This is a genomic window from Serratia sp. BNK-12 (assembly GCF_047456085.1).
GTDB lineage: Bacteria > Pseudomonadota > Gammaproteobacteria > Enterobacterales > Enterobacteriaceae > Serratia > Serratia liquefaciens.
The window spans coordinates 4,335,801-4,356,037 of record NZ_CP179896.1 but is presented as its reverse complement, the minus strand read 5'-3'; the positions used below and the strand labels follow the sequence as shown (position 1 = coordinate 4,356,037).

The window sequence follows — 20,237 nt, the reverse complement described above, 5'->3', positions numbered from 1 at the left end:
CATGGATATGGCTAACCTGACCTGGCTGCATGGCCAGCCGCAAAGCACCGGCGTGCTGAAGGCCAACCCGGAAGATTTCGTGGTGGTGGAAGACCTGGGCTTTGAGCCGGATGGTGAAGGCGAACACGTGCTGGTGAACATCCGCAAAAACGGTTGTAACACCCAGTTCGTCGCTGATTATCTGGCGCGCTTTGCCGGTATTCATGCCCGCTCCGTCAGCTACGCGGGCTTAAAAGATCGCCATGCGGTAACCGAACAGTGGTTCTGTTTGCATCTGCCAGGGAAAGAGACGCCGGACTTTACCCAGTTCTCACTGGAAGGCTGTGAAGTGCTGGCCAGCGCCCGCCACCTGCGCAAAATGCGGATTGGCACCTTGAAAGGCAATGCCTTTACTCTGGTGCTGCGTCATATCTCCGATCGTCAGGATGTAGAACAACGCCTGCAGGTGATTGAGGCCGGCGGTGTACCGAATTACTTCGGCAGTCAGCGCTTTGGGCGCGGCGGTAACAACCTAGTGATGGCGCGCCGTTGGGCGAATGACGAGATCCGGGTGAAAGAACGCAGCAAGCGTAGCTTTTATCTTTCTGCCAGCCGCAGCGCGCTGTTTAACCTGATCGCCAGCCGGCGATTGGCCAACCAGCAGCAACATACCGTGCTGGAAGGGGATGCCCTTCAGCTTAGCGGTCGGGGTAGTTGGTTTGTTGCCAAACCGGAAGAGCTGGAAGCGTTGCAGCAACGCCTGGAAGCCGGTGAGCTGATGATCACCGCTCCTTTACCCGGTGATGGTGAACCGGGCACCGCCGGGGAAGCGTTGAGCTTTGAACAGCAGTGTCTGCTGGAACAGCCGGAGCTGATGTCGCTTTTAAAGCGCGAACGCGTAGATCCGGCCCGCCGAGCCTTGCTGTTACAGCCGAAAGATATGCAGTGGGACTGGTGGGACGATGCCACCGTCGAACTTCGTTTCTGGCTGCCGGCCGGCAGTTTCGCCACCAGCGTGGTGCGTGAAATTATGCGGCAGGACAGTAGCGATGCGGATATTAGCGAGTAATAATCAAGAAACCTGCGCAAGCAGGTTTCTTGATTATTGACAAAGGGGGATAAAACCGTGGTTTTTCCTCCTTTGTGTTATCAGCCGAAATCAATAAATTGACTTTCCTGATCTATTTTAAAAACCTTTAGCGCCTGCCGCCAAATATTATATGTCTGTCAGCTGTCTCAAACCTGCGTAAGCAGGTTTCTTATCTGAGACTTTAGCGTTGATTGGCAAATTTTTTTTCTTCTTTTAATTTTATTTCCTTCACATTGGCTTGTGATTGATCGGAAAAGCGATTTTTTAACCATTCATAACAGGGCTTCTCAAAGAAGCGATGAGTAAGTTGTGATAGGAGTAACGTCAACGCAACAAAGATCAGCAGTTTTATTACGAATGGTAAATTTAGTGGAGAGAGTGCTGCCCCCATAATCAAAATAATAGGAGTATGTATAAGGTAAACAGAGTAGCTGATATCACCGAGCCAGGCTGGAATTCGGCTGCTGATAACCTGATGAAACCATGAACTCAGAGTCGCCAAACTTAAAATGAGCAATGCGATAAGTGGAATAGGTAAGAAGCTGAATTTTCCAATCGGATTTTTTTGATAAACTAGGTATACAACGGTTGCGAAAAGAATGACGTCAATGCAACCAATGATAGATTTCTGTATGTGGTTAAGTTCTACCTGACTCATTCCTTGCGCCATTCGACAAACTGCGATCCCCAGCGTGACGCCAGCGATGCATCTAACAAAACCTGAGGTGACAATACCGTACATCATTTCATGAGCGATCATCAATGAACCGAATGATGTATATAAAACGGTGTAACACATTAAAGAAATGAATAGCAGCATATTGGTTTTTACGCGACGGATACACCAGGGAACCAAAAAGACGGAAACCCAAAACTCAACCGAGATTGACCAGCTAGGATCATTCCAATTCCAGTTGTTGACAAAACCCATATTCTGAAGAAGAAAGATATTAGCAATGCCCGAAATAAATGGCTCGTCAAAGGGAAACCCGCGTAGCGTCAGCAGATAAATGATACCAACTATAGCCATAGTGGCAATATGCAGCGGGTACATACGTGCAAAGCGATAAAAGATAAATTTTCTATCACTCATTAAGCCTGATGATATGGCTTGGCTATAAACGTGTGACAATACAAAACCCGAGAGGATAAAAAAGAAATCAACGGAGATATATGCATTTTGGAATGGATAGTTATGCCAGCTATATTGGCTACCAAAAAAATGGCTTAGCGCGACAGTTAACGCAAATACACCACGTAAACCATCTAAGTATTTTAGTCTTATTATTGACATTGGGCAGATAAACCTTGAATTCATTGACCTAAAATTATACTTGAGTGCGACTGTAATGTCAGATTTTCGTAAGGATTGTGTGATGATCTTCAGGTCTTCCCCGTGGAACTGTGGGTAGCATTGGGGGCTTTTCCCATGGTCACTGGACATGGCGGGGGCAGTAAACATAATATCTGCTGATTAAGCGCCTCCTTTTGGGCGGTCATACCGAGTAGTTAAATCCCAGGCTGCGTTGAGCGGTGCCTGGTTGAGAGATAAAAAGAAGACAACCTCTTATGCGGATATTGCTGAGTAATGACGACGGTGTTACCGCCCCAGGCATTCAGGTGCTGGCGGCAGCGCTGCGAGAGTTTGCTGAGGTGCAGGTTGTGGCACCCGATCGTAACCGCAGCGGTTCTTCCAATGCGCTGACGTTGGAATCCCCATTGCGCACCCTGACGATGCCCAATGGGGATATCGCCGTACAGCAAGGAACACCGACCGATTGCGTATATCTGGGAGTGAATGCCCTGATGCAACCTGCGCCGGATATCGTGGTTTCCGGTATCAATGCCGGCCCCAATCTGGGCGATGACGTGATCTACTCCGGCACCGTGGCTGCCGCCATGGAAGGGCGCCATTTGGGCTTGCCTGCGCTGGCCGTGTCGTTGAACGGTCATCAGCATTATGCAACCGCGGCGGCGATCACCTGCCGGGTGCTGCGTGCCCTGTTGCGTGAACCGTTACGCACCGGAAAAATTCTGAATATCAACGTGCCGGACTTACCGTTGGATGAGATAAAAGGCATTCGCGTGACCCGCTGCGGCAGTCGCCATCCGGCCGACAAAGTGTTCTGCCAACAGGATCCTCGTGGGCAAAACCTTTACTGGATTGGGCCTCCGGGTGATAAGTTTGATGTCGGGCCGGACACGGATTTCGCTGCGGTAGAACAGGGTTATGTCGCGATTACACCCTTGCAGGTGGATTTGACCGCTTATGCGGCCCAGGATGTAGTAAAAACGTGGTTAACCAAAGCAGGGGTTGGCGGGGAATGGTGAACAAGCGTATGCAAACATTGCTGACGCAACTGCGTCAACAAGGGATCCAGGACGAACGATTACTGCGGGCCATTGAGGCAGTGCCGCGTGAACGCTTTGTTGATGAAGCGCTTGAGCACAAGGCTTATGAGAATACCGCGCTGCCGATCGGCTCGGGTCAAACGATCTCCCAGCCCTATATGGTGGCACGGATGACCGAACTGCTGAACCTGACGCCCACTTCCCGAGTTCTTGAAATTGGCACGGGTTCCGGCTATCAGACCGCCATCCTGGCGCATCTGGTGCAGCACGTGTGCTCGGTTGAGCGTATCAAGGGATTGCAATGGCAGGCGAAGCGCCGCCTGAAGCAACTCGATCTCCATAATGTTTCTACTCGTCACGGTGACGGTTGGCAGGGGTGGGCTTCGCGGGGGCCGTTCGATGCCATTATTGTCACCGCCGCACCGCCGGAGATCCCCCCGGCGCTGATGGAACAGTTGGACGATGGTGGCATTTTGGTGCTGCCGGTCGGTGAGCAGGCCCAAACCCTCAAACGTATTCAGCGTCAGGGGAACGAATTTGTTATCGATACCGTCGAAGCGGTACGCTTTGTTCCTCTGGTGAAGGGCGAGCTGGCCTAGCGATTGTCTGAATTTTCGGCAGGAAATGAAATCTGTTGCACTTTCATTCACTCCGGTTAAGGTTTTAGCGTTTCAATAAAACTAATTTTCAATACAATTGCCTTTCTGCGCAGTTGTCTTATGGTGCAGCAGCGCTAATGTGGTTAGCATTGGCGCGCTGTTTTGAGGCTCCGGTATGAGGTTTTCTGACGTTCAGAAATCGGCCGCGGGCACCTTTCATTGTAGGAACGTAGAGAATGTTAAAAGCTCAGCTACGATGTAAAGGGTATTTTGGATATATCGCTGATATTGCTGTCATGGGGGAAGCATGAGCACGGGAAGCCCAATGATTACATTACGCCGGGTTGCGGTGTGTACGATGGTAAGTTTGTGGTTGGCGGGTTGTACAAACACTGCGTCGACATCGGCCCCTATCAGTAGCGTGGACGGCGGTGGTGCCGGAGCCGCTGCATCCAGCAATGCTGGGGCGCAGGTGGGCTCTGAGGGGCACATTGTTTACAACCGCAGTTATACTTCGATCCCCAAAGGGAGCTACAGCGGTAATACCTATACGGTTAAGCGCGGAGACACGCTGTTTTACATCGCCTGGATCACCGGAAATGATTACCGTGACCTGGCTCAGCGTAACAATATTCCTGAACCCTACAGCCTGAATGTGGGTCAAAACATTCAGCTTGGTAATGGTTCGGCTAGCGGAAATGGCGGTATGCTGGCGGCGACAGACGCAACCAGCGGCGGCGTACCTAAGCCGCCATCGACCTCCCAGATACAAACTGCAACGGTTGATTCTCAATCAACTAACGCGTATTCTGATAATTCGGGTAAACAGAATGTAGGTAAGATGTTACCTGCAGCAGGCGCAGTGGCGGCAACTACCGCAACAGCCCCTGTTACCGCACCGGTTGTTGCTCCTCCAGTGAGCAGCACCGTCAGCAACAGCGCTCCGGTAAGTACCTGGAGATGGCCGACTGACGGGAAGATTATTGATAACTTTTCCTCATCAGAAGGTGGGAATAAAGGTGTCGATATCGCCGGTTCTCGTGGGCAGCCTATCTTCGCTACCGCCGATGGTCGTGTAGTGTACGCAGGCAACGCTTTACGGGGTTACGGTAATCTAATCATCATCAAACACAATGATGATTACCTGAGCGCCTACGCTCACAACGACACAATGCTGGTCCGGGAACAACAAGAAGTGAAGGCGGGTCAAAAAATAGCCACCATGGGTAGCACCGGAACCAGTTCAGTACGTTTGCATTTTGAAATTCGTTACAAGGGGAAATCCGTAAACCCGCTGCGTTATCTTCCGCAGCGATAGATTGGGCAGAATACGCTGTTATTCTGCTCGCGGTATCACGGGTAGGAGCAGCATATGAGCCAAAATACGCTGAAAGTTAACGAGTTACATGATGATGCGGATTTCGACGAGAACGCAACGGAAGCGGAATCATTCGACGAAAAAGCACTGGTAGAAGAAGAGGCCAGTGAGAATGATCTAGCGGAAGAAGAGTTGTTGTCACAAGGCGTGACCCAACGCGTATTGGATGCGACGCAGCTCTATCTGGGCGAAATCGGTTATTCTCCGCTGCTTACCGCAGAGGAAGAGGTTTATTTTGCGCGGCGTGCACTGCGCGGTGACGTGCCGTCCCGCCGCCGAATGATTGAAAGCAACCTGCGGCTGGTGGTGAAAATCGCCCGCCGTTACAGCAACCGCGGCCTGGCGCTGCTGGATCTGATTGAAGAGGGCAACCTCGGACTGATCCGCGCAGTGGAAAAGTTTGACCCAGAACGCGGTTTCCGTTTCTCGACCTACGCTACCTGGTGGATCAGGCAGACGATTGAACGGGCGATCATGAACCAAACCCGTACCATTCGCTTGCCTATCCACATAGTTAAAGAACTGAATGTCTATTTGCGCACCGCGCGCGAGCTTTCTCACAAACTGGATCATGAACCGAGCGCTGAAGAGATTGCAGAGCAACTCGACAAGCCGGTGGATGACGTCAGCCGCATGCTGCGCCTGAACGAACGTATCACTTCTGTGGATACGCCGTTGGGTGGGGATTCGGAGAAAGCGTTGCTGGACATTCTGGCAGACGAGAAAGACAACGGACCGGAAGACACCACGCAAGACGATGACATGAAACAGAGCATCGTGAAATGGCTGTTCGAACTGAACGCCAAACAGCGTGAGGTGCTGGCGCGTCGCTTTGGCCTGTTGGGCTACGAAGCGGCGACGCTCGAAGATGTGGGCCGCGAAATTGGCCTGACTCGCGAGCGAGTTCGTCAGATCCAGGTTGAAGGTTTGCGCCGCCTGCGTGAAATACTGCAGATGCAGGGCCTGAGTATCGAGGCACTGTTCCGCGAGTAACGTCGGCAGTTGAACCGCATCAAAATAAAAACGGTGAGCATAATGCTCGCCGTTTTTTTCTAACGAATACCCCTGATGCGGATAAAGGCCGTGTTTAGAGAAAACCTTCACCGACTTGGTGGGTGAGGGTCAATGTGAACTTTTTTCTGTCAGCCTATAGAACATTCTTAGAAGTCGCCGATGCGCAGGCACGACGGGAATGAGATCAGTGAGAGTCGTAAAGGTTAGCTTTGGTTGCGTGCGCGACGTAACTGATTGCTTCCTGTGCACGGACACTATTGCCGGCTTTATCCAGGGGGGGTGAGTAGACTGCAATGGCGTATTGGCCTGGGACCACTGCGACCATACCGCCGCCAACACCGCTTTTGGCTGGGACACCCACGTTGTATAGCCATTGGCCTGAGCCGTCATAGAGACCTGCAATCGCCATTTCTGTCAGCACGTTAGGGACGTATTGTTGCTGCAGTAACTGCTTGCCGGTGTAGGGAGATTTCCCTGCGTTAGCCAATACGGCCCCCATCTTGGCCAGTTGCTCAGTGGTGGCACTGACCGAACACTGTTTGGTATAGATATCGAGCGCTTCGTCTGCGTTGCTGTACATGCGGCCATAAGACATCATCAAGCGACTCAGCGCCTGGTTATGCTGGTTAGTCACGGATTCGGAATGATAAACCTCCAGATTAATGCTCAATTTAGCATCGGCGTAGGCGTTCATATTATCGATAATCTGCTGCCAGCGATCGTTGGCATTTTTCGCATTGATAAAGCTGACGGTGCTAATGGCGCCGGCATTAACCAATGGGTTCTGCGGACGCTCTGGACGCAGTTCGATGGCAAGGCCGGAATTAAAGGGTAATCCGGTTGAGTTGGCGCCCAGTTCATTCAGTACTTTGTCTGCGCCATGTTGATTTAATGCGATAGATAAAGAGAATATTTTGGTTAATGATTCCAGTGGAAATGTTTTTTGTGTATCCCCGGCTGTGTAGAGTTTTCCATCTATAGTGGCAATCGCGATAGCGTAATTCTTATCACTGTAAGCCGCCAATGCAGGAATACAATCGGCCACCTTACCACGATTATCATTTTTAAATTTCTGATAAGCCGATTGCACAATGGCAGCATAATCGGGAGAGTCGGCAGCTAAGGCACCGGTGCTTGTCAGGGAAATGAACGGAATGGAAAAAAGTATAGCTAAAAGCTTAGGTTTCATAAAATGACTCCTACAGGATGGATAGGTGTTTGTATTAAATGAAGTTACTGACGTGAGCATTACAATGGGTATTGTGAATGTGAGAATGCTTTATTGATTTAAATACATGCAGCTATAGCGGTACTGTTTTAAAAGGATTTTAATAACAGCGTGGTGGTGCAGAGTACCGTAGGAAAGGTTGTCCTGTCTCCAATGCAGTAGCAGTGGGCGATCCCACATTATCAACTGACTGGATATATTGAGACCTAATTATTCGCTTCGACTTGCATCACGTCCAATTGATTATTTTAATTAATACACATTGGCTAATAGTCATGGCGAATCAAAAACAGGATATGAAACATTGTTACTTTCATTGTGTAACAATAACGATAAACCTTATTAAATAAAAACGGTGAGCGTGATGCTCACCGTTTGCCGTTTATGCGCCGAGTTAGACCATATTCTTCAGGCGGTAAATCCATTCCAGCGCCTGGCGCGGAGACAGTGAATCCGGATCCAGGGCCTCAAGCGCTTCAACCGCCGGAGAGGTTTCCTCGTTCAGCAGCGTCATTTGGGTGGCGTCAACGGTACCGCTGGCGGTGTGGTTGGAGATGGCTTCCAGTTCACGCAATTTCTGGCGCGCGCGTTTGATCACTTCACGTGGCACCCCGGCCAGTGCGGCAACCGCCAGCCCGTAACTTTTGCTGGCGGCACCGTCCTGCACGCTGTGCATAAAGGCGATGGTGTCACCGTGCTCAAGCGCATCCAAATGCACGTTAACCACGCCTTCCATTTTTTCCGGCAGGGTGGTCAGCTCAAAGTAATGAGTGGCGAACAAGGTCATGGCCTTGATGCGGCTGGCCAGATTTTCAGCACAGGCCCAGGCCAGGGATAAACCATCATAGGTCGAGGTGCCGCGGCCAATCTCGTCCATCAACACCAGACTATGTTCGGTGGCGTTATGCAGGATATTGGCGGTTTCGGTCATCTCAACCATAAAGGTGGAGCGGCCGGAAGCCAGATCGTCCGCTGCACCTACGCGGGTAAATATGCGATCGACCGGGCCAATGACTGCCTTGCTTGCCGGCACGTAGCTGCCGATATGGGCCATCAGTACGATCAGCGCCGTTTGGCGCATATAGGTGCTTTTACCGCCCATATTAGGGCCGGTAATGATCAACATTCTGCGTTGGGGCGACAGTGACAGCGGGTTGGAAATAAAGGGTTCGCTCAACACCTGCTCCACCACCGGGTGGCGACCTTCGGTGATGCGCACGCCAGGCTGCTCGCTCATGGTCGGGCAGGCGTAGTTCAGCGTTTCGGCGCGTTCTGCCAGGTTGGCCAGTACGTCCAGTTCTGCCAATGCCGCCGCGCTTTGTTGCAATTCACCCAGATGCGGCAACAGCAAATCGAACAGTTCTTCGTACAGACCTTTCTCGATGGCCAGCGCTTTCCCTTTAGAGGTCAGCACCTTGTCTTCGTACTCTTTCAGTTCGGGAATGATGTAGCGTTCGGCGTTTTTCAGCGTCTGACGGCGTACGTAATGGATCGGTACCAGGTGGCTTTGCCCGCGACTGACCTGAATGTAATAGCCATGAACACCATTGAAACCGACCTTCAGCGTATCCAGCCCCAGTTTTTCGCGCTCGCGGATCTCGAGACGGTCGAGATAGTCGCTGGCACCATCGGCCAAGGCCCGCCATTCGTCCAGCTCACTGTTGTAGCCGGGGGCGATAACGCCACCGTCGCGAACCAGCACCGGCGGGGCTTCCACCACGGCGCGCTCCAGCAAGTCCTGCAGTTCATCAAACTGACCCACCTGGGACAGCAGGTGCTGCACATGCGGAGTATTTACGCCTTTTAACAGCGCATGGATATCCGGTAGCTGCTGGAAGGCATGACGCATGCGTGCCAGATCGCGCGGACGTGCGCTGCGCAACGCCAGACGGGCGAGGATACGTTCCAGATCGCCGACCTGACGCAAAGAAGGTTGCAGTTCAGCATACAGATCCTGCAGTGCGCTTATGGCTTGCTGACGATCATTCAGTACCTTGATGTCACGAGTAGGCATATGCAGCCAGCGCTTAAGCATGCGGCTGCCCATGGCCGTGACGCTGTGATCGAGGATCGCCGCCAGGGTGTTTTCAGTGCCGCCGGACAGGCTCTGGGTCAGCTCGAGGTTACGCCGGGTAGCGGCGTCCATGATGATGCCGTCCTGTTGACGCTCCATGGTGATACCACGGATATGCGGCAATGAGGTGCGCTGGGTATCTTTTACGTATTGCAGCAGGCAGCCGGCGGCACGCAGTGCCTGATGGGCCTGTTCAACGCCGAAGCCGGTAAGATCGCGGGTGCCGAACTGCAGGTTAAGCTGCTGACGGGCGGTCTCCGGTTCGAATTCCCACAGCGGGCGACGACGCAGACCATGGCGCTGTTCAATCAGCGACATCTGTTCAAAGGTTTCGGGATAAAGCAGCTCGGCGGGGTTGGTGCGTTGCAGCTCGGCCGCCATGGTCTCAATATCTGCTGGTTCGGCAACGCGGAAACGGCCGGAGCTGATATCCAGCGTCGCGTAACCAAAGCCACGTGCGTCTTGCCAGATGGCGGCCAGCAGGTTGTCCTGACGCTCCTGTAGCAAGGCTTCGTCGGTGATGGTGCCAGGCGTGACAATACGCACCACTTTGCGCTCAACCGGACCTTTACTGGTGGCCGGATCGCCGATTTGTTCGCACAGGGCAACGGATTCGCCAAGCTGCACCAGTTTGGCTAAATAGTTTTCCACCGCATGATGGGGAACGCCGGCCATGGGAATAGGCTCCCCTGCTGAGGCACCGCGTTTGGTCAGCGAGATATCCAGCAGTTGGGACGCGCGTTTGGCATCATCATAGAACAGCTCGTAAAAGTCGCCCATGCGGTAGAACAGCAGGATCTCGGGATGCTGAGCCTTGAGGCGCAGGTACTGCTGCATCATCGGCGTGTGTGAATCGAGCTTGTCGGTGCTATTCATAAGATTACTGTTTCCAATCCATTGAATTTGAAATGAGTTTTGACGTTGTTTTTCATCATTAGGTATCACGCCGTGTTACAAAAATCACGCCTGCAGGCGGTCGCAGGGCGAGGTAAAGCCATTGATCAAACCAGTCCCAAACGGAACGGAGGGCGCTGCGGCTACCGACGATGGGGATCAATAAGCTTTTATACCGACGCTATACTAGCCCAGCGGGCAATCCGCTGTCACAGGTAAAAATGGGGAGCTTTACGCAAACTGGGGTTGTAATGAACGAAAGGCGTTACAATCCCCGTTCTGGCTCTAAAAACCAAGCGTATCTGCTCAGAAATCACCCCATTCCCATCCGTTTTTCCTTCGGTCTCGACGCCTTCCCTTGATGACCAGTTCTAATCAAGGGCGAACTATTCTGTGCTCACTTATCTCCCGTTGCACGATCCCGCGAGAAGAATAATCCATAAATACTCTGCATGTTTATAACGTATTGTTTATAATTGGTATTTGTTTATTTTCGATGAATTAATTCGGTAATTTAAGGTTATTTGTGAGCCCGGTCACACTAATTTTTTATGCAAAATGTGAAGAGGGTCAATCGGGAAGGTCAAGGAGAGACGGTTCTTTACGCCGATGGCTTACCGGTCCGCTCCGATGCCTCCGTATACTGTTCGCAACCAGGGCAGAGCAACGGAAATTTTCATAAGGAATGTGCGCGAGGCAATCGCTATTGCATCTGGCAAACAAATGACACGGGGCTTTTTTGATTATCTTGAGGGATTGGGTATGGAAAAGAAAAAAATCTATCTGTTTTGTTCTGCCGGTATGTCGACTTCTCTGCTGGTCTCAAAAATGAAGGCGCAGGCCGAGAAGTACGAAGTGCCAGTGATCATTGCCGCTTATCCCGAAGCGCTGGCAGCGGAAAAGGGCGCAGAGGCAGATTTGATCCTGCTGGGGCCGCAGATTGCCTATACGTTAGCCGAAGTACAAAAACAGCTGCCCAATAAGCCCGTCGAAGTGATCGATTCCGCTTTATACGGCAAGCTTGATGGCCTTGGGGTGTTGAAGGCCGCGGTCGCCACCATAAAAAAAGCTAACCAATAAAGGGGTCTGCCGTGAATACGTTAATTGCCTCGTTGGAAAAGGTCATACTGCCCTTTGCCGTGAAAATTGGTAAACAGCCCCATGTTAATGCCATCAAAAACGGGTTCATTCGATTAATGCCGCTGACGTTGACCGGGGCGATGTTCGTTCTGATCAACAACGTATTCCTCAGTTTCGGCGAAGGCTCGTTCTTCTTTTCATTGGGGGTACGGCTGGATGCGTCCACCATTGAAACGCTAAACAGCCTGAAGACCATCGGTGGCAGCGTTTATAACGGCACCCTGGGGATTATGTCCCTGATGACGCCCTTCTTTATCAGCATGGCTTTAGCGGAGGAGCGTAAGGTTGACCCGCTGGCGGCCGCGCTACTGGCGGTTGCCGCCTTTATGACGGTAACGCCGTTCAGCGTCGGTGAGGCTTATGCCGTCGGTGCTAACTGGCTTGGCGGCGCCAACATCATTTCCGGCATGGTGATCGGCCTGGTGGTGGCGGAGATGTTTACCTTTGTGGTGCGCCGCAACTGGGTCATCAGCCTGCCCGACAGCGTACCTTCTTCCGTGTCTCGCTCGTTCTCCGCACTGATCCCCGGATTCCTGATCCTGTCGATCATGGGCGTGATTGCCTATTGCCTGACGCTGTGGGGAACCAACTTCCACCAAATCATCATGGACAGCATCTCGGCTCCGCTGGCGAAAATGGGCAGCGTGGTCGGCTGGGTGTATGTGATGTTCTCCTCGCTGCTGTGGTTCTTCGGGGTGCATGGCTCGATGGCGCTGGCCGCGCTGGACAGCGGCATCATGACGCCATTCGCGTTGGAAAACGTAGAGCTTTACAACAAGTATGGTTCAGTCGAAGCCGCCGTTGCCGCCGGCAAAGAGTTCCATATGTGGGCGAAACCTTTCGTCGACTCTTATATCTATCTGGGCGGGACCGGGTCTACGCTGGGGCTGATTATCGCCATCTTTATCGCCTCGCGCCGTGAAGACTATCGCCAGGTCGCCAAGCTGGCTACCCCGTCGGGCATCTTCCAGATTAACGAACCTATCCTGTTCGGCCTGCCGGTGATCATGAACCCGGTGATGTTTATCCCGTTCATTCTGGTTCAACCGGTATTGACGATCATCACCACGGTGGCCTATTACACCGGAATGATCCCGCCTATCACCAACATTGCGCCCTGGACCATGCCGGTAGGCCTGGGGGCGTTCTTCAACACCAACGGCAGTATCGTCGCCATGTTGCTGAGCTTCTTCAACCTGGGCGTGGCGACCTTGATTTACCTGCCGTTTGTGATGATATCCAACAAGGCGCAGAGCCAGATCGATCAGGCTACCGAAAGCGAAGAAGACATCGCCAAGGCGCTGAAATTCTAACTGTCAGTCTGGGGCAGCCCTTGCTGCCCCGGTTTTAGGGGCGTTTGGATGAAATATCAATTTGCTGACGATTTCTGGTGGGGAAGCGCGACCTCTGCGCCGCAGTCGGAAGGGGCCTCTGCACGGGATGGCAAAAGTCAGAACATCTTCGATTACTGGTATGACATTGCGCCAGAACGCTTTCATCATCAGGTCGGTCCGTCCGAGGCATCCACCTTTTATGACCGTTTCCAGCAAGACATCCTGCTGTTAAAAAAGCTTGGGCATAACACCTTCAGAACCTCTATTTCCTGGTCACGGCTGATCCCGGACGGGGAGGGCGAGGTGAATCCGAAAGCCGTCGCTTTCTATAACGCGCTTATCGATGGCCTGCTGGCTGAGGGCATTACGCCATTTATCAACCTTTACCATTTCGACATGCCGATGTGCATGCAGCGAAAAGGCGGCTGGGAAAGCCGGGCGGTGGTGGAAGCCTATGCCCGCTATGCCAAAACCTGTTTCAGCCTGTTCGGCGATCGGGTCACTCATTGGTTTACTTTTAACGAGCCGATTGTGCCGGTCGAAGCGGGCTATCTGAACGACCTGCATTATCCTTGCGTGGTTGATTTTAAAAGGGCAGTCGCGGTGGCTTATCACAGCGTGCTGGCCCATGCCAAAGCGGTGAAGGAGTTCAGGGCGTTGGGCCACCAAGGCGCGATAGGCATTATTTTGAACCTGAGCCCGACCTATCCGCGTTCGAACAGCCAGGAAGATGGCGTGGCCGCCCATCATGCGGATCTGTTGCTGAACAAAAGCTTCCTTGATCCTGTGACCAAAGGGCGTTATCCGCAAGATTTGGTTGATTTACTGCGCGCCAATGATTTGTTGCCACAAACGGCACCGGAGGACGCACAGCTGATTGCCGACGGCGTGGTGGATATTCTGGGCGTCAATTACTATCAACCGCGCAGGGTTAAAGCGAAAGAAGGCTACCGGGCCGACGCACCCGTGACGATGCCGGAAGATCTGTTCAGCTATTACGACATGCCTGGCCGCAAGATCAATCCGCATCGGGGCTGGGAAATCTATGAAAAAGGGCTGTATGACATCCTGATGGATCTGAAGGAAAACTACGGCAACATTCCCTGCTATATTTCAGAAAACGGCATGGGCGTAGAGGGTGAAGAGGCCTTTATCGGCCCTAGTGGACGGGTGGAGGATGATTATCGAATCGACTTTATCCGCGATCATCTGAAATGGCTGCATCAGGCGCTGTCGGAGGGTTCCAACTGCAAAGGCTATCATTTGTGGACCTTTATCGACTGCTGGTCCTGGCTTAATGCCTACAAGAATCGCTACGGGTTAGTTCGGCTGGAGCGGGAGAGCCAACAGCGCACGTTGAAGAAGAGTGGCTATTGGTTTGCCGAGACGGCCCGGCAGAACGGCTTTGATTAACGGGAGCGCATGCGATGTCTGAGAACCTGGTTTCGCTGAATGCGAACGACGTTAAGCTGATTCGGGAGCAGGATTTCTTTAACTGCAAAGATTTCCATTTGTTCATTTATAACAAGGTGGAAAGCGCCACTGGGCTGCATCAGCATGACTACTATGAGTTCACCATCGTCCTGAGCGGCAAATGTTATCAGGAGATCAACGGCAAGCGCGTGCTGCTGGAACGGGGCGATTTTGTTTTCATCCCCATTGGTTCGCGCCATCAGAGCTTTTATGAGTTCGGCGCCGCGAAAATCTTCAACGTGGCGGTTGGCAAGGTGTTCTTCGAAGAGAACTATTTGCAGCAGTTGCCACGCTGTTTTGTCGCCTCCCAGGCCTATAGCCTGAAGAATGAATTCCTGGCTTATATCGAGTCGGTGGTGGGTTCCCCCCAGTTTCGCGAGGATGATTTTGCCGAATTCCTGGAAACGCTGACCTTTTATATCATCAGCCGCATTCGTCACTATAAGGAAGAGAGCGGCGAGGGGGACGATATCCCGCAGTGGCTGAAAAACACCCTGGCCGGCATGCATGATAAAACCATGTTTGGTGAAAAGGCGCTGCTCAATATGGTGGAGTTGTCGGGAAAAACGCAGGAGTACCTGACCCGGGCGATGCGACGCTATTACCATAAAACGCCAATGCAGGTGATCAATGAAATCCGCATCAACTTTGCCAAAACGCAGCTTGAAGTCACCAACTATTCGGTTTCGGATATTGCCTTCGACTCTGGCTATGGCGACGTGAGCCTGTTTATTAAAAACTTTAAGAGACTCACCGAAGTGACGCCGGGTAATTACCGAAAAAAGTTCTACGGCCCTGTTTAGGGCCGCTCCCGATAAGCATTAACGCCGATATTCCGAATGCCTTTCAGGCCGCCAATAGCCTGATGAAATAAATTTCTTTGCTTAAGCGAAGGGGAATTGCCGTACCTGACGGACGGTATTCCCTTGCCAAAAATTTGTTAAATGGATGCCAAAATGGAAAAGTTACTGATAGTGAATGCCGACGATTTTGGTCTGAGCAAGGGACAGAACTATGGGGTGATTGAGGCGTTTCACTATGGGGTGGTCACTTCAACCACGGCAATGGTGAATAGCCCGGACGTACAGCATGCCGCCAGCCTCAGCCGGCTTTATCCTGGGCTGAAGATCGGCCTGCATTTTGTGCTGACTCACGGGCATCCATTGACGGCCATGCCTTCGCTGGTTAACGAACGCGGAGAGCTGGGCAAGTGGTTATGGGAAAGGGCAGAGTCTGGGCTGCTGAGCATGGACGAAATCCACGATGAGTTGGTGAGCCAATACGACAGGTTCATGGCGGTGTTTGGCAAAGCGCCGACGCATATCGACAGCCATCATCACGTGCATATGCTGCCGCAGATTTACCCGCTGGTCGAGGCATTTGCTCAGTCCCGTGCCATCCCGCTGCGTATTGGGCGTCAGGAGGTTGAACGGCAAGATATCCCATTGCGTTATGACCGCAGTACCGAGTGGTTTGATGCGGGTTTCTATGGCGAATCGATATCCGAAGCGCTGTTTTTACAGGTGCTAGATCGTGCCGATCAACGTGGTGCCAAGTCGGTGGAGATGATGTGCCACCCGGCGTTCCTGGATAACACTATTTTGGCGAGTAAATATTGCTACCCGCGGCTTGCCGAAGTGGACGTCCTGACTTCACCAGGCATGAAAAACGCCATCGCGGAACGCGGTTACCGTCTGGGATCTTTCCTCGATCTGTGACCAGCCTATCGTATACAGCGATGGCCGCTTAAAGCATGGAGTGGGCCTTTTTCAATCCGGTATCTTCCTCAGGATCGGCTCCCTGCGGAACAGGGGGCTCCGCTTCTTCCTGGCCCGACGCTTCGCTGGCCTGCGGCTCTATCGGATCGGGGGCCGCCTCCGGTGGCGGCATGGTGTCATGGATAATCTGTTCATCAAAGGTTGGGTTCAGCGCCGGAGAGAGCGGCGAACTGGTCAGGCTGTCCGGCAGGGGAATGTGCGGCAATGGCGCATCTTGAACAAACTGCGATTCGTCTTGTTTTACCGTCCGGCTGAAGGCCACCAGCAGCACACCACACAGTGCAAAGAAGGCATACAGCGTATTCCCCCCCAGCGGCTCTATCAGCGCGCCGACCGCCAGGGGGCCAACACTGGCGCCCACGCCGAAGGCCATCAGCAAACAGGCGGCTAACGAGACGCGCCGCTCAGGCTCTATCAAATCGTTTGCCAGGGCAACCACCAAGGGATAGAGCGTGAACTGCAGCATGCTGACGATAAAGCCCACCACCAATAGCACTGGGAAATCAATGTGCGGTACCAATGCCAACGGCAGCGCGGCTACGATCAATAAAATGGCGTTGATGCGCATCAACAGCGTACGGTTATAGCGATCCGACAGCCAGCTAAGCGGGAATTGCGCCACCAGCCCGGCGAAGATCGATATCGCCATAAACAAGCCGGTCTGCTGGGTGGTCAGTGCCTGCATGCTGGCATAGACCGGGGCCAGCCCGTAGAAAGATCCCACTACCATGCCGATGACCAGCGTGGTCGCCAGCACCTTGGGGATGGCGCCGATAAAATAGCGTAGCTCCATCGGTGCCGGTGACATATGGCGTGCATTGGTGCGGGTAGTCAGGGCGATAGGCACCAGGCAGAGCGCAAAGCACAGGGCGATCACCAGCAAAGTGGTAATACCGAGGTTGGCCTGCAGCATCAGCACCACCTGGCCTAACGACATGCCCAAATAGGTAGCCGCCATATAGAAGCCGAACACCATCCCGCGCTGATTGGATTCCGACTGATCGTTAAGCCAGCTTTCCAGCACCATGAACTGACACATCATGCACAGGCCGATAATCAGCCGCAGCACCACCCACACGGGGATGTATTCCGTCAGGCCATGTCCCAGCACCGCCGCGGTAATAATGCCGGCGCAGGAAACGTAAGCGCGGATATGGCCGACGCGAGCAATCAGAAAATGGCCGACTTTGCCGCCGATCACCAAACCGATGTAGTTGGCGGCAATAATCGCGCCGATCAACGCGCCGGTCACGTGAATAGACGTTAAACGCAGGGAGATGTAGGTGGTGAGTAACCCTGAACCCAGCAGCATCAGCAGGGTGGTGGTATACAACGGAAAGAAGACGCCTAACGTTTTTTTCACTCTATCATCCTAATCTTTTATCCTGGTTTGCCATGGGCTGGCCATGCCGGCGGCAAAAACAACCCTGTGAGATCCCTCGTGAGAAAACGTCGCTCATTAACCCGAACGTTACATTCGATACTAGCAGTTTGGGTTAAGGCTTAACACCGCATCGCCTGCGAAGCGTCGCGCATTTCTGTCATCGCCGCGTCAGATAAGCTTGATAAATGCTACTATCGGGCGCATATACCTGATTCGCTAAGGAGAGGTTATGAGTGAACAGCAACTGCGTAAACTCAGCGTTGCAGTAGGGGAAAAACTGAAGGCTAATGGCCAGTGGATCACCTGTGCAGAATCTTGCACCGGGGGGGCTATCGCCAAGGCCATCACCGATATTGCCGGCAGCTCCGCTTATTTCGATCGTGGTTTTGTCACCTACAGCAATACGGCGAAGCATGAGCTTCTAGGCGTGGCGGAAGCGACCCTGAATGCCCATGGCGCCGTAAGCGAAGAGGTGGTGCGCGAGATGGCTCAGGGGGCTTTGCATGCGGCTCGGGCCAACCTGGCGCTGTCGGTTAGCGGCATTGCCGGACCGGACGGTGGCAGCGTGGAAAAACCGGTGGGTACGGTCTGGTTTGGTTTTGCCGAATCCTCAGGACGCGTGCTGGCGCAAAAGATGCAATTTTCCGGCGATCGTGATGCAGTGCGGCTTCAGGCGACAATTTTCGCGCTGCAAACCGCCCTTGACGAATTTTTGTGAAATTAGGCTTGATACTGTATGACCATACAGTATAATTAGTGACATTTCCTGCACAACATACATTCAGTGGCAGTGTGGGGTAACACCGACATTGCGTAACGAAGGAGCAACAATGGCTATTGATGAGAACAAGCAAAAGGCGCTAGCTGCGGCACTGGGCCAGATTGAGAAACAGTTCGGCAAAGGCTCCATCATGCGTCTGGGTGAAGACCGTTCTATGGACGTAGAAACGATCTCTACCGGCTCGCTGTCACTTGATATCGCACTGGGTGCAGGCGGCCTGCCAATGGGCCGTATCGTTGAAATTTATGGTCCGGAATCTTCTGGTAAAACCACCCTGACGCTGCAGGTTATCGCTGCGGCGCAGCGCGAAGGTAAAACCTGTGCCTTTATCGATGCAGAGCACGCGCTGGATCCGATTTATGCGAAGAAGCTGGGTGTTGATATCGACAACCTGCTGTGTTCTCAGCCGGACACCGGTGAGCAGGCGTTGGAAATCTGTGATGCCTTAACCCGTTCTGGCGCGGTTGACGTGATTATCGTTGACTCCGTGGCGGCCTTGACGCCGAAAGCGGAAATCGAAGGTGAAATCGGTGACTCACACATGGGTCTGGCGGCACGTATGATGAGCCAGGCGATGCGTAAGCTGGCCGGTAACCTGAAAAACGCCAACACCCTGCTGATCTTCATCAACCAGATCCGTATGAAAATCGGTGTGATGTTCGGTAACCCTGAAACCACCACTGGCGGTAACGCACTGAAGTTCTACGCATCAGTCCGTCTGGATATCCGCCGTATCGGCGCGGTGAAAGAAGGCGATGAAGTCGTCGGCAGTGAAACCCGCGTGAAAGTCGTCAAAAACAAAATTGCTGCGCCGTTCAAACAGGCCGAATTCCAAATCCTGTACGGCGAAGGTATCAACAGCCGCGGCGAACTGGTCGATCTGGGCGTGAAGCACAAGATGATCGAGAAAGCCGGTGCCTGGTACAGCTACAACGGCGATAAAATCGGTCAGGGTAAGGCAAATGCCTGTAACTTCCTGAAAGAAAACCCGGCGGTTGCCGCTGAGTTGGACAAGAAACTGCGTGACCTGCTGCTGCACAGCAACGGTGAACTGGTTGCGGCAACTGACGAAGGCTTCGATGACGAAGCTGAAACCAGCGAAGAGTTTTAATCGCTGCTGACGCCTGTGCATGCCGTTATGGGTTTACGGGCGTCGACTACATCAGGCTTGAATAATGAATGACTTGCTAAGCCGCGCCATGCGCCTGCTGTCGCAACGCGATCATAGTGAAGCTGAACTGCGCCGCAAGCTTGCGGCGCAGCCATTTATGGCGAAAGCCAGATTTGGCACCAAAACGCCGACCTCCTCCACACCTGCTCCGTCTTCCGAAGAACCGATTGATCCTGCCGTTATCGAACAGGTGATTGCCTATTGCTATCAGCATAATTGGTTGGACGATCAACGCTTTGCCCGCAGCTATATCGGTAGCCGCAGCCGTAAAGGTTACGGTGCGCAGCGCATCCGCTCGGAACTGATGCAAAAGGGCGTAGACAAAGAGCTGACGCAAACTGCCCTGGCAGACTGTGATATCGACTGGTGTGAGCAGGCTAAACAGGTTGCGCAGCGTAAATTTGGCGACAAACTGCCAACTGACTGGAAAGAGAAAGCCAAAGTTCAGCGTTATCTGCTCTATCGTGGCTTCTTCCAGGAAGAAATTCAGTCAATTTACCGTGATTTTGCGCAATGAACGCACACGGGGTTTTACTTCCCCTTGAAGAAAATTTATCTTATCCCCACT

At 52.8% G+C, this 20,237-nt stretch carries 17 protein-coding genes; 13 read left to right on the top strand and 4 right to left on the bottom strand.

The genetic code is table 11. The annotated features are described in order from the left end of the window. The first annotated feature begins 1 nt into the window (after position 1). A complete protein-coding gene (gene truD, locus ACMGG1_RS20380; RefSeq protein ID WP_414160980.1) occupies positions 2–1,048 on the top strand; it encodes a tRNA pseudouridine(13) synthase TruD in 1,047 nt (348 codons plus the stop codon). Positions 1,049–1,250: 202 nt separating this feature from the next. On the opposite strand, the gene ACMGG1_RS20375 is transcribed toward truD, so the two are convergent. Then, positions 1,251–2,531 carry an acyltransferase family protein gene (locus ACMGG1_RS20375; RefSeq protein WP_414160979.1) on the bottom strand — a complete coding sequence of 427 codons (1,281 nt, stop codon included), beginning with the start codon at positions 2,529–2,531 and terminating at the stop codon, positions 1,251–1,253. A gap of 107 nt (positions 2,532–2,638) precedes the next feature. Here ACMGG1_RS20375 and surE point away from each other — a divergent pair, with 107 nt between their 5' ends. The 4 genes from surE (at position 2,639) to rpoS (ending at position 6,391) form a co-directional block, all read left to right on the top strand. Beyond that, positions 2,639–3,400: a 5'/3'-nucleotidase SurE gene (surE, locus tag ACMGG1_RS20370; RefSeq protein ID WP_046374485.1), complete on the top strand. Its 762-nt coding sequence runs from the start codon at positions 2,639–2,641 to the stop codon at positions 3,398–3,400. Then, the gene (locus ACMGG1_RS20365; protein WP_128864986.1) at positions 3,394–4,020 is read left to right on the top strand and encodes a protein-L-isoaspartate(D-aspartate) O-methyltransferase; all 627 of its coding nucleotides are present in this window, start codon (positions 3,394–3,396) and stop codon (positions 4,018–4,020) included. Before surE ends, ACMGG1_RS20365 begins: the two co-directional genes overlap by 7 nt. Before the next feature lie 325 nt (positions 4,021–4,345). After that, entirely contained in the window at positions 4,346–5,338 is a 993-nt protein-coding gene (nlpD, locus tag ACMGG1_RS20360; RefSeq protein ID WP_162302863.1) for a murein hydrolase activator NlpD, read from the top strand. A 54-nt stretch (positions 5,339–5,392) separates the two neighbouring features. Further along, positions 5,393–6,391: an RNA polymerase sigma factor RpoS gene (gene rpoS / locus ACMGG1_RS20355; protein ID WP_044554227.1), complete on the top strand. Its 999-nt coding sequence runs from the start codon at positions 5,393–5,395 to the stop codon at positions 6,389–6,391. Between the two features lie 205 nt (positions 6,392–6,596). Here rpoS and glsA read toward each other — a convergent pair whose 3' ends face one another. Both glsA and mutS read right to left on the bottom strand, forming a co-directional pair. Further along, positions 6,597–7,601: a glutaminase A gene (glsA, locus tag ACMGG1_RS20350; protein ID WP_414160978.1), complete on the bottom strand. Its 1,005-nt coding sequence runs from the start codon at positions 7,599–7,601 to the stop codon at positions 6,597–6,599. A 433-nt stretch (positions 7,602–8,034) separates the two neighbouring features. Beyond that, the gene (gene mutS / locus ACMGG1_RS20345) at positions 8,035–10,590 is read right to left on the bottom strand and encodes a DNA mismatch repair protein MutS (RefSeq protein WP_414160977.1); all 2,556 of its coding nucleotides are present in this window, start codon (positions 10,588–10,590) and stop codon (positions 8,035–8,037) included. A 780-nt stretch (positions 10,591–11,370) separates the two neighbouring features. Between mutS and ACMGG1_RS20340 the strand changes: the two genes are divergently transcribed. The 5 genes from ACMGG1_RS20340 to chbG all read left to right on the top strand — a co-directional run bounded on the left by ACMGG1_RS20340 (position 11,371) and on the right by chbG (position 16,273). Beyond that, on the top strand, positions 11,371–11,688 hold the full coding sequence (locus ACMGG1_RS20340) for a PTS sugar transporter subunit IIB (RefSeq protein ID WP_020825274.1): 318 nt from the start codon (positions 11,371–11,373) through the stop codon (positions 11,686–11,688). An 11-nt stretch (positions 11,689–11,699) separates the two neighbouring features. Next, a complete protein-coding gene (gene chbC / locus ACMGG1_RS20335) occupies positions 11,700–13,061 on the top strand; it encodes a PTS N,N'-diacetylchitobiose transporter subunit IIC (RefSeq protein WP_020825275.1) in 1,362 nt (453 codons plus the stop codon). A 48-nt stretch (positions 13,062–13,109) separates the two neighbouring features. Next, positions 13,110–14,495: a glycoside hydrolase family 1 protein gene (locus tag ACMGG1_RS20330; protein WP_142815857.1), complete on the top strand. Its 1,386-nt coding sequence runs from the start codon at positions 13,110–13,112 to the stop codon at positions 14,493–14,495. 14 nt (positions 14,496–14,509) lie between these two features. Next, entirely contained in the window at positions 14,510–15,358 is an 849-nt protein-coding gene (gene chbR / locus ACMGG1_RS20325; RefSeq protein ID WP_414160976.1) for a transcriptional regulator ChbR, read from the top strand. Positions 15,359–15,511: 153 nt separating this feature from the next. Further along, a complete protein-coding gene (chbG, locus tag ACMGG1_RS20320) occupies positions 15,512–16,273 on the top strand; it encodes a chitin disaccharide deacetylase (RefSeq protein WP_122077288.1) in 762 nt (253 codons plus the stop codon). A gap of 28 nt (positions 16,274–16,301) precedes the next feature. Here the strand turns inward: chbG and ACMGG1_RS20315 are convergent, their stop codons facing one another. Then, on the bottom strand, positions 16,302–17,696 hold the full coding sequence (locus tag ACMGG1_RS20315) for an MFS transporter (protein ID WP_198640261.1): 1,395 nt from the start codon (positions 17,694–17,696) through the stop codon (positions 16,302–16,304). A 250-nt stretch (positions 17,697–17,946) separates the two neighbouring features. Between ACMGG1_RS20315 and pncC the strand changes: the two genes are divergently transcribed. From pncC to recX, 3 genes are all read left to right on the top strand, one after another. Beyond that, a complete protein-coding gene (gene pncC / locus ACMGG1_RS20310) occupies positions 17,947–18,435 on the top strand; it encodes a nicotinamide-nucleotide amidase (RefSeq protein WP_020825280.1) in 489 nt (162 codons plus the stop codon). Positions 18,436–18,547: 112 nt separating this feature from the next. Then, positions 18,548–19,609 carry a recombinase RecA gene (gene recA, locus ACMGG1_RS20305; RefSeq protein ID WP_020825281.1) on the top strand — a complete coding sequence of 354 codons (1,062 nt, stop codon included), beginning with the start codon at positions 18,548–18,550 and terminating at the stop codon, positions 19,607–19,609. A gap of 64 nt (positions 19,610–19,673) precedes the next feature. Beyond that, a complete protein-coding gene (gene recX, locus ACMGG1_RS20300; RefSeq protein WP_020825282.1) occupies positions 19,674–20,186 on the top strand; it encodes a recombination regulator RecX in 513 nt (170 codons plus the stop codon). Positions 20,187–20,237: the final 51 nt, after the last annotated feature.